The organism is Streptomyces sp. NPDC016640 (assembly GCF_043076215.1).
Taxonomy (GTDB): Bacteria; Actinomycetota; Actinomycetes; order Streptomycetales; family Streptomycetaceae; genus Streptomyces.
On record NZ_JBIBRG010000008.1, the window covers coordinates 390310 to 400216 of the forward strand.

Below are 9907 nucleotides of genomic sequence, written 5' to 3' on the forward strand. Positions count from 1 at the left end.
GGTCGTGACCTGCCGGCCGGTCACCCGCCGAACGGGTGTTCCCGCATCGGCGGGGGATCCGGTCGGGTCCGTCGCCGGGCGGGTTCCGGGGGCGCCGCTCCCCGCCGGCCCGGGGAGCGGCGCGCCGCGCGGGGCCGTGCCTAGTGCGGGGCCCCCCGCCACCCGGACACGGGCAACGCGAACTTCGCGACCAGCCGGTCGGTGAAGGAGGCGTGGTGCAACCGGGCCAGCCTTACCGGCACGGCCCCGCGCCGCACCTCGACCCGTGCCCCGGCCGGCAGCTCCACGGTGCGCCGCCCGTCGCACCACAGCACGCCCGGCGGAATGTGCGGCAGCACCTCCACCGCCAGCACCGAGTCCGGCGAGGTCACCAGGGGCTTGGCGAACAGCGCGTGTGCCGAGATCGGCACCATCAGCAGCGCCTCGACCTCGGGCCACACCACGGGCCCGCCCGCGGAGAACGCGTAGGCGGTCGAACCGGTCGGCGTGGCGCACACGATCCCGTCGCAGCCGAACCCGGTGACCGGCCGCCCGTCGATCTCCAGGACGACCTCCAGCATCCGCTCGGCGGACACCTTCTGCACGGCCGCCTCGTTCAGCGCCCAGTCGGTGTGCACGATGTCGCCGTTGCGGTGGACGACGACGTCGACGGTCATGCGCTCCTCGACCTCGTACGCCTTGTTCACCACCCGGTCCACCACTTTGTCCAGGTCGTCCCGCTCGGCCTCGGCGAGGAAACCGACCCGCCCGAGGTTGACACCGAGCATCGGCACACCGGAGGCACGGGCGAACTCGGCACCGCGCAGCAGCGTGCCGTCACCGCCCAGCACGATCAGCAGCTCGCAGCCGTCCAGGCACTGCGGGGTGGCCTCCTTGGCGGTCTGCACGTCGTCCGGCAGCGGCAGGTCGCGCGCCTCGTCCTCGAGCACCCGGACCCCGAGTCCGGCGCGCAGCAGCCCCTTGACCACGAGTTCGGCGCTGCGGATGGCCGCGGGCCGCCCCGTGTGGGCGAGCAGGAAAACAGTACGAGCTCGGTTCTCGGTCAACGCGGCCCCTCCGCCACTGCACGGTCGACGTCGGCCGGGTCCGGTTCCGGAGCACCGGTCCGCAGCCACAGGAAGTATTCGACATTGCCCGAGGGTCCGGGCAGCGGACTCGCCGTCACGCCCATCGTCCCGAGCCCCAGTTCCCAGGCCTTGGCCGCCACGCCCCGCACGGCCTCGGCACGCAGCTGGGGACTGCGGACGACTCCGCCGCTGCCCAGCCGCTCCTTACCCACCTCGAACTGCGGTTTGACCATCATCACCAGGTCGGCGTCCGGCTTCACGCACCGCTTCAGGGCGGGCAGCACCAGCCCGAGCGGGATGAAGGACAGATCCCCCACGACAAGATCCACAGGCTCCCCGTCGATCACCTCGAGCGTCAACTCGCGTACGTTCGTACGGTCCTTGACGGTGACGCGTTCATCGTTGCGGAGGGACCAGGCGAGTTGTCCGTATCCGACGTCCACGGCGACCACGTGCGCGGCGCCGGTCCGCAGCAGGACGTCGGTGAAGCCGCCGGTGGAGGCGCCGGCGTCGAGCGCCCGCCGGCCCTCGACGACCAGCCCCCGCGGCACGAAGGCGGCGAGCGCGCCGGCCAGCTTGTGGCCCCCGCGCGAGACGTAGTCCGGGTCGCCCGCGTCGTCGGCGACGACGATCGCGGCGGCGGTCTCCACCTGCGTGGCGGGCTTGGTCGCGACCGTCTTGCCGACGCTGACCCGCCCGGCGGCGATCAGCTGGCTGGCGTGCTCACGCGAGCGCGCCAGCCTACGGCGGACCAGCTCCGCGTCGAGACGGCGGCGTGCGACTCCTGCCACGTTCGGTTCAGCTCCTGTGTCCGTGTGCCACATGGGATCGGTGGCCCGAAGGCCTCATCGGGGGGTGGTCGGGTGACGGCCGGGACCCGGAGGTCCCGGGCGGGCGTCGAGCGCGGTGAGCGCGTCGCGCAGCCCCCGGTGCACATCCTCGTACACCTCGGCATGGCCGTCCGTGGTGAGGTGGTCGGCGTCGGCCAGCCGCTCCACGAGGCCGTCCACCTGGGGGTGGCCGGTGGGAGTGCGCGGCACGTTCAGGGGAGCGGGGGCGGCGGGTCCGTCCCCGGGCGGCGGCTGCGGCCCGGCGTGCTCCGGTTCCGCGCTGCCCGCCGCCACGATGTCCGGCTGCGCGTCCTCGGCCCGCGGCGCTGCGTCGTTCATGCCCCGACGCTACCGCGAACGGCTGCGGTACCGTCGTCCGTGATGGCCACGATCGAGGAGTGCCGTGCCGCACTCGACAAGTTTTCGGACAGCATGCAGCACGCCGAGGGGGACGCCCGTTCGGCCGCGGCGATGGACCGCTCGGTCAGCTGTCACATCACCGACCTGGACGTGACCTTCGCGGGCCGGCTCACCGGCGGCCGGATCGAGGTGCGCGACACGTTTCCCGGTCCGCCGCGCGAGAGGGCGCAGATGAGGCTCGCGATGACGGGCGACGACCTGGTGGCCCTGGTCGACGGCGAACTGCACTTCGCCAGGGCCTGGGGGTCGGGCCGGGTGCGGCTGGAGGCGGGGCTGCGCGACCTGTTCCGCCTCAGGAAGCTCCTGTAAGGCTCCACGAGGCCTCTGCGGCGCTCAGGAGACCTTCGCGGCGCCCACCTTCCGCGCCGCGCCCCGGTCCCCGGCGGCCGCCCGTGCCCTGCGCGCCGCCGGCACGATCAGCGGGGTGCCCGTCTCAGGGTCGTCGATGACCTGGCAGCGCAGCCCGAAGACCTCCTCCACCAGGCCGGCGGTGACGATGTCCTTCGGGGATCCCTGGGCGATGACCTCGCCGCCGCGCAGGGCGATGAGGTGGGTGGCGTAGCGGGCGGCGTGGTTGAGGTCGTGCAGTACGGCGACGAGGGTGCGCCCCTGCTCCTCGTGCAGGTCCGCGCACAGGTCCAGGACGTCGATCTGGTGCTGGATGTCCAGGTAGGTCGTCGGCTCGTCGAGCAGCAGCAGCGGGGTCTGCTGGGCCAGCGCCATCGCGATCCACACGCGCTGCCGCTGACCGCCGGAGAGCTCGTCGACGTAACGCTCCGCCAGCTCGGCGACGCCCGTCCTGGCCATCGACTCCTGGACGACCCGCTCGTCCTCGGCCGACCACTGACGCAGCAGGCCCTGGTGCGGGTAACGGCCCCGGGCCACCAGATCACCGACCGTGATGCCGTCGGGCGCGATCGACGACTGGGGCAGGAGTCCGAGGGTCCGGGCGACCTTCTTGGCGGGCATCGACTGGATGACCTGCCCGTCCAGCAGGACCCGTCCCTCGCTCGGCTTGAGCATCCGCGACAGGGCCCGCAGCAGGGTGGACTTGCCGCACGCGTTGGGCCCGACGATCACGGTGAAGGAGTTGTCCGGTATCTCCACCGACAGCTGTTCGGCGATGACCCGCTGGTCGTAGGCCAGGGTGACGTTCTGGGCGGACAGTCGGTTCACGGTGCTCCTTCGGTGGTTCGGCCCGCTGCTGGTGGTGCTGTCGGTGCTCATATACGGCCCGCCCTGCGTTCGGTGACCAGCAGCCACAGCAGATAGACGCCGCCGAGCACACCGGTGACCACGCCCACCGGCAGCTGGCCGGCGCCGAACACCCACTGCGACACCCAGTCGGCGGTGACCAGCAGGGCCGCGCCCATGACCATGGCCGGCACCAGGTTGGGGCCGGGCGAGCGGGTCAGCCTCCGGGCGAGCTGCGGGGCGGTGAGCGCGACGAAGCCGACGGGTCCGGCGGCGGCGGTCGCGGACGCGGTGAGCAGCACGGCCGACAGCATCAGCAGCAGCCGTACGCGCTCCACCCGCACGCCGAGGGCGTTGGAGACGTCGTCGCCCATCTCCATCATCCGCAGCCCCCGGGAGTTGGCGAGCACCAGCGGTACGAGGACGGCGCACAGGGCGAGCAGCGGCCAGACCTGGTCCCAGTCGCGGCCGTCGAGCGAACCGGTCATCCACACCACCGCGCGGGCCGCGTCGACGATGTCGGACTTGGTGAGCAGATAGCCGTTGACCGCCGTGACGATCGCGGACACACCGATACCGACCAGGACCAGACGGTATCCGTGCACGCCCCGCTTCCAGGCGAGCACGTAGATGGCGAACCCGGTCACCAGCCCGCCGACGAGCGCGCCGAGGGTGACCTGGCCGGCGGTGCCGGAGAACAGCACGATCATCGTGAGCGCGCCGGCCGTCGCCCCCTGTCCCAGGCCGAGGACGTCGGGGCTGCCCAGCGGGTTGCGGGAGACGGACTGGAACAGCGCGCCGCCCAGTCCGAGCGAGGCGCCGACCAGCAGTCCGACCAGGACCCGGGGCAGCCGCAGTTCGGTGACGATGAACTCCTGGCCGGCGTTGCCCTCGCCGAGGAGGGTCGTGAGCACGTCGGCGGCGGGGATCGGGAAGTCGCCGGTCCCGATGAGCACCACGCTCGCGGTGAGCGCCGCGAGCAGCAGCAGGACGACGACGGTGAGGGCGCGCACGTCCAGCCGGACCGAGAGGCCGGCGGGAGTGCGCACCGCGCGGTTGCTCTTCACAGCTGGGCCGTCCTCCGCCGTCGTACGAGATAGATGAAGACCGGGCCGCCGAGGATCGCGGTGACGATGCCGACCTGGAGCTCGGCGGGCCGGGCCACCATCCGGCCGAGCACATCGGCGCCGAGCAGCAGCACGGGCGACAGGACCACCGCGTACGGCAGGATCCAGCGCAGGTCGGGTCCGGTGAAGGAACGCACGGCGTGCGGCACCATCAGGCCGACGAACATGATCGGGCCGCAGGCGGCGGTCGCCGCCCCGCACAGCACGGTCGCGGCGAGCATGGACAGCGCCCGGGTGCGGTTGAGGTCGGCGCCGAGCGCCTTGGCGGTGTCGTCGCCCATGGCCATGGCGTTGAGCGGCCGGGCGAGCGCGAGCGCCAGCACGAAGCCGACGAGCAGGAACGGCAGTACCTGAGTGATGGTCGAGTCGGTTCCCGTGGCCAGCGAACCGACCGTCCAGAAACGCATCCTGCCGAGCGCGGCGTCGTCCAGGATCATGATGGCCTGGAGGTAGCCGTACAGGGCCGCGCTGATGGCCGTGCCGGCGAGGGCGAGCCGCACCGGCGTCGCGCCCCGGCTGCCGCCCAGGAACCACACCAGCGCGCCCACGGCCGCGGCGCCGCAGAACGCGAACCACACGTATCCGGACAGCGAGGTGACGCCGAGGAAGGTGATGGCGCTGACCACGGCCGCGGAGGCGCCCGCGTTGATGCCGAGCAGTCCGGGATCGGCCAGCGGGTTGCGGGTGAGCGCCTGGAGCACGGCTCCCGCCAGGCCGAGCGCGGCGCCGACGAGCAGGCCCAGGACGGTTCGTGACAGCCTGTCCGCCACGACGACGTCGCCGTAGGTGCCCGATTCCTCGAACAGGCCGTGCCAGACCTGTTCCAGGGACAGCTCCTTCGCGCCGACCACGATGCTCGCCACTGCGACGAGCACCAGGATCACGACGGAGACGAGCAGCCCGAGGAGACGTATCGCCCGGCGGTTCGGGGGCGCGGGGGCAATCTCCGCGCGCTGTTCAGGGGGACTCTCGACCAACACGCAGTTAGGTTAGCCTACCCTGCCAACCGATCACGATCCCCGGCCCGCGCCCCGGGCGGCGCGGGCCGGAGGCGGCCTCACAACCCCAGTCGTGCCAGGGCCTTCCCGCCGTCCAGGTCGCACACACCGTCCCCGGCTGCCGTCCACGCCGCCGCGCACAGCGCGCGCAGCCCGTCCGGCGCGGCACCGTCCCCGTCCAGTTCCAGCCGTCCGTCACCGGCCGTCGCCGTCCAGCCGCCGCACCGGAACCCGTCGCCCGCCGCGGTGACCTCCGGCTGACCGGTGAGCATCCCGCGCAGATCGGCGTCGACGTACGTCGGCCGGTGCTGCGGCGGCGCGGCGAGCAACCGCACCCCGTCCGTCACCCCGGTCAGCACGAGGAGCGAGTCCACCTCGCCGTTGAACGCGCCCTCGATGTCCGTGTCCAGCCGGTCCCCCACCACCAGGGGCCGCTCGGCGCCCGTGCGCAGGATCGTCTCCCGGTGCATCGGCGGCAGCGGCTTGCCCGCGACCTGCGGTTCGGCGCCCGTGGCGATCCGTACGACCTCCACCGCCGCGCCGTTGCCCGGGGCGATGCCCCGCCCGCTGGGAATCGTCAGATCGGTGTTGGACGCGAACCACGGCACTCCGCGGGCGATGGCGTAGCCGGCCTCCGCGAACCGGCCCCACGGCAGCTCGGGTCCGCCGTAGCCCTGCACGACGGCCACCGGGTCGTCGTCCGCCGACTCCACCGGCACGAGCCCGCGTTCACGCAGCGCCACCCGCAGCCCCTCGCCACCGATCACCAGCACCCGGGAGCCCTGCGGCACCTGTTCGCTGATCAGTCGCGCGACCGCCTGCGCGGAGGTGATGATGTCGTCGGCCTCCGCCGGTATGCCCAGCTCGGTCAGATGCCCGGCCACGACGTCAGGAGTGCGCAGGGCGTTGTTCGTCACATAGGCCAGGCGCATACCGCCCTCGCGGGCCGTCGCGAGCGACTCGACCGCGTGGGCGATCGCGTTCCCTCCCGCGTACACGACGCCGTCGAGGTCGAGCAGCGCCGTGTCGTACGCCTCGCTCAGGGCCCGCCCACTGCCGGCGGGCCTCGTCCTGACGCTCCGGCTCATTCCGCATCGCTCCTCGGTCGACTGCTTTCCTCCGATCATCCCCCATGTCACCCGGCACCCGTACGATGCCGGGATGAACACCGGCCACTCGGAAGCGAAAGCACCCCGAGGCCTGGAACTCACCCCGTTCCGAGGCCTTCGTTACGACCCCGACCGGGTCGGCAGCCTGGCCGCCGTGACATCCCCGCCGTACGACGTCGTCGTCCGGCCGGACGGCCTGCTCCACCTCCAGTCCGCCGACCCGTACAACATCGTCCGGCTGATCCTGCCCCAGGCGGACACCCCCGAGGCCCGCAACGCCCAGGCCGCCGACACGCTGCGCCGCTGGCGCTCCGAGGGTGTCCTGACCGCGGACCCCGAACCCGGCCTGTACGTCTACGAGCAGCGCGACGGCGACGGCATGCTGCAGCGCGGCGTCATCGGCGCCCTGCGCGTCTCCGATCCCGACGAGCGGCTGGTCCTGCCGCACGAGGACGTCATGCCGCACGTCGTCGCCGACCGCGCGGACCTCATGCGGGCCACCTCGGCCAATCTCGACCCGCTGCTGCTCACCTACCGCGGCGACGCCTCGGCGACCGCCACGGCCGACTTGATCGAGCGCACGGCCGGGCAGCCGCCCTTGCTCGCGACGACCACGGAGGACGGTTTCCACCACCGGCTGTGGTCCGTCACCGACTCCGCCGAACTGGCCGCGGTGCAGCGGGAACTCGCCGATCACCAGGCTCTCATCGCCGACGGCCATCACCGCTGGGCGACCTACCGCCGCCTGCGCGCGGAGCACCCCTCCCCCGGCCCCTGGGACCACGGTCTGGTGCTCCTCGTCGACACGGCCCGCTATCCCCTGCGCGTCCGCGCCATCCACCGCCTGCTGCACAATCTGCCGGTCGTGGACGCCGTGGCCGCGCTCGACGGCCTGTTCCGCGTCCGCCGCCTCGACGTTCCGCTCGCCGAGGCGATGAACGCCCTCGCCGAGGCGGCTTCCGGCGGCAACGCCTTCCTCCTCGCCGGAGACGGCGCCTTCCATCTCATCGACCGCCCGGACCCGGATCTGCAGGCCCGCACGGTTCCGGTCGACCGGCCGGTGGCCTGGCGCACCCTGGACGCCACGGTGCTGCACGCCACGCTCCTCGACCACGTCTGGCGCGTCCCCGACTCCCCCGCCCACATCGCGTACATCCACGACGCGGCCGCCACGGTCGAGAAGGCGGAACGCGACGGCGGAACGGCCGTCCTGATGCATCCGGTGCACGAGGACGTCGTCCGCGATCTCGCGCGCCAGGGTGTCGCGATGCCGCGCAAGTCGACGTCGTTCGGCCCGAAGCCGGCCTCGGGTCTGGTCCTGCGCGCACTCGACCTGTGACGAAGGGGCGGGCCTCATGATGAGACCCGCCCCTTCACGCCGCTTCACACCGCCGGGGTGACCCGCTCCCCGCCGCGGACATCAGTCCTTGTCGTCCTCGACGTCCTGGTCGCCCTCGGCGTCCCTGTCGCCCTCGGCGTCCCTGTCGCCCTCGGCGTCCTCGTTCGCGCGTACGTCGTCGCCCTCGCCGAGGGCGTCCACGAACTCGACGCCGTCCATCTCCGCGAGCCGGTCGGAGGCGTCCGTGCCGCCGTCCCGGTCGGCCTCGACGGCCTTGGCGAACCACTCCCGTGCCTCGCCGCTCCGGCCGGCCGCGAGCAGCGCGTCGGCGTAGGCGTAACGCAGCCGCGCGGTCCACGGCTGTACGGAGCTGGACGCCAGCTCGGAGCTCTGCAGCGTCACGATCGCCGCGTCCAGCTGCTCCATGTCACGCCGGGCGCCGGCGGCGACGAGCCGCATCTCGACCTGTCCGGCCTTGTCGAGCTTCTGCACCTCGGGCGCGCCGGCCATGTCCAGCGCCTTCTCCGGCCGCCCGAGCCCACGCTCGCAGTCGGCCATGAGGGGCCACAGCTCCACGCTCCCGGTCATCCGCCGCGCGGCCCGGAACTCGGCGAGCGCCTCGGCGTACTTCTGGTTGGCGTACGCGGCGAATCCCGCGGCTTCCCGTACGGCGGCGACGCGCGACGCCAGTCGCAGGGCCACCTTGGAGTAGCCGTACGCCCTCTCGGGTTCCTCGTCGATCAGCCGGGCGACCATCACGAGGTTCTTGGCGACATCCTCCGCGAGCGTCTTCGGCAGGCTCTGCAGCTCCTGCCGTACGTCCTTGTCGATCTCGTCGCCCGTGACGTCCTCGGGGATCGGCAGCCGCTTGATCGGCTCGCGGTCGCGGTCCCGCTCCCGGTCCTCACGGAACCGCCCGCCGCCGTGCCGGTCGTCCCGCCCACGGAACTCGCCGGGACGCCCGCCCCGGTCATCCCGGCGAGGCCCGTGCCCACGGTCGTCACGCCCACGGAATCCGCCGCGGTCATCGCCACGGGAGTCCTCACGCCGGAAACCACCACGGTCCCCACGACTGTCGTCCCGACGGAAACCACCCCGCTCCCCACCACGAGAATCCTCACGCCGGAAACCACCACGGTCCCCACCACGGGAGTCATCCCGCCGGAAACCACCACGGTCCCCACCACGAGAATCCTCACGCCGGAAACCACCACGCTCACCGCGGCTGTCGGAACGCTCGGCGCCACGACTGTCGTCCCGACGGAAACCACCCCGCTCCCCATCACGGGAGTCATCCCGACGGAATCCGCCGCGGTCCCCACCACGACTGTCCTCGCGACGGAAGCCGCCACGGTCCCCACGACTGTCGTCCCGACGGAAACCACCACGGTCCCCACCACGGGAGTCATCCCGCCGGAAACCACCACGGTCCCCACCACGAGAATCCTCACGCCGGAAACCACTACGCTCACCGCGGCTGTCGGAACGCTCGGCGCCACGACTGTCGTCTCGACGGTATCCACCCCGGTCACCGCTGCGACTGTCATCCCGACGGAAACCGCCACGGTCCCCACCACGAGAATCCTCGCGCCGGAAACCACTACGCTCACCGCGGCTGTCGGAACGCTCGGCGCCACGACTGTCGTCTCGACGGTATCCACCCCGGTCACCGCTGCGACTATCGTCCCGACGGAAACCGCCACGGTCCCCACCACGGGAGTCATCCCGCCGGAAACCACTACGCTCACCGCGGCTGTCGGAACGCTCGGCGCCACGACTGTCGTCTCGACGGTATCCACCCCGGTCACCGCTGCGACTGTCAT

At 72.5% G+C, this 9907-nt stretch carries 11 protein-coding genes; 2 read left to right on the forward strand and 9 right to left on the reverse strand.

From position 1 onward, the window contains the following. Positions 1-140 precede the first annotated feature (140 nt). From ACF07S_RS19645 to ACF07S_RS19655, 3 genes are read right to left on the reverse strand one after another with little or no spacing between them, the layout of a single operon-like run. On the reverse strand, positions 141-1046 hold the full coding sequence (locus tag ACF07S_RS19645) for an NAD kinase (RefSeq protein WP_391964672.1): 906 nt from the start codon (positions 1044-1046) through the stop codon (positions 141-143). After that, positions 1043-1858 (reverse strand): TlyA family RNA methyltransferase, encoded by an 816-nt coding sequence (locus tag ACF07S_RS19650; RefSeq protein ID WP_391964673.1) that lies wholly within the window; start codon positions 1856-1858, stop codon positions 1043-1045. The genes ACF07S_RS19645 and ACF07S_RS19650 overlap by 4 nt, the downstream gene beginning before the upstream one ends. Before the next feature lie 54 nt (positions 1859-1912). Then, positions 1913-2236, reverse strand: coding sequence for a hypothetical protein (locus ACF07S_RS19655; protein ID WP_391974662.1), 324 nt, complete (start codon positions 2234-2236; stop codon positions 1913-1915). Positions 2237-2278: 42 nt separating this feature from the next. On the opposite strand from ACF07S_RS19655, the gene ACF07S_RS19660 reads away from it, so the two are divergent. Next, positions 2279-2626 (forward strand): sterol-binding protein, encoded by a 348-nt coding sequence (locus tag ACF07S_RS19660; RefSeq protein ID WP_391964675.1) that lies wholly within the window; start codon positions 2279-2281, stop codon positions 2624-2626. 24 nt (positions 2627-2650) lie between these two features. Here ACF07S_RS19660 and ACF07S_RS19665 read toward each other — a convergent pair whose 3' ends face one another. The 4 genes from ACF07S_RS19665 to ACF07S_RS19680 all read right to left on the reverse strand — a co-directional run bounded on the left by ACF07S_RS19665 (position 2651) and on the right by ACF07S_RS19680 (position 6724). Next, complete coding sequence (locus ACF07S_RS19665; RefSeq protein ID WP_391974663.1) at positions 2651-3544, reverse strand: ABC transporter ATP-binding protein; 894 nt, start codon at positions 3542-3544, stop codon at positions 2651-2653. Continuing rightward, positions 3541-4578 carry a FecCD family ABC transporter permease gene (locus ACF07S_RS19670; RefSeq protein WP_391964677.1) on the reverse strand — a complete coding sequence of 346 codons (1038 nt, stop codon included), beginning with the start codon at positions 4576-4578 and terminating at the stop codon, positions 3541-3543. Before ACF07S_RS19670 ends, ACF07S_RS19665 begins: the two co-directional genes overlap by 4 nt. Continuing rightward, positions 4575-5618, reverse strand: a complete 1044-nt coding sequence (locus ACF07S_RS19675; protein ID WP_391974664.1) for a FecCD family ABC transporter permease — start codon at positions 5616-5618, stop codon at positions 4575-4577. The genes ACF07S_RS19670 and ACF07S_RS19675 overlap by 4 nt, the downstream gene beginning before the upstream one ends. 77 nt (positions 5619-5695) lie before the next feature. After that, the gene (locus ACF07S_RS19680; RefSeq protein WP_391964679.1) at positions 5696-6724 is read right to left on the reverse strand and encodes an HAD hydrolase-like protein; all 1029 of its coding nucleotides are present in this window, start codon (positions 6722-6724) and stop codon (positions 5696-5698) included. Positions 6725-6797: 73 nt separating this feature from the next. On the opposite strand from ACF07S_RS19680, the gene ACF07S_RS19685 reads away from it, so the two are divergent. Then, positions 6798-8084, forward strand: a complete 1287-nt coding sequence (locus tag ACF07S_RS19685; protein WP_391974665.1) for a DUF1015 family protein — start codon at positions 6798-6800, stop codon at positions 8082-8084. A gap of 81 nt (positions 8085-8165) precedes the next feature. On the opposite strand, the gene ACF07S_RS19690 is transcribed toward ACF07S_RS19685, so the two are convergent. Together ACF07S_RS19690 and ACF07S_RS19695 are read right to left on the reverse strand one after the other, a co-directional pair. Further along, positions 8166-8948 carry a hypothetical protein gene (locus ACF07S_RS19690; RefSeq protein ID WP_391974671.1) on the reverse strand — a complete coding sequence of 261 codons (783 nt, stop codon included), beginning with the start codon at positions 8946-8948 and terminating at the stop codon, positions 8166-8168. Further along, on the reverse strand, positions 8840-9907 hold a 1068-nt coding region (locus ACF07S_RS19695), incomplete at its 5' end, for a hypothetical protein (RefSeq protein WP_391974672.1). The genes ACF07S_RS19690 and ACF07S_RS19695, both read right to left, overlap by 109 nt.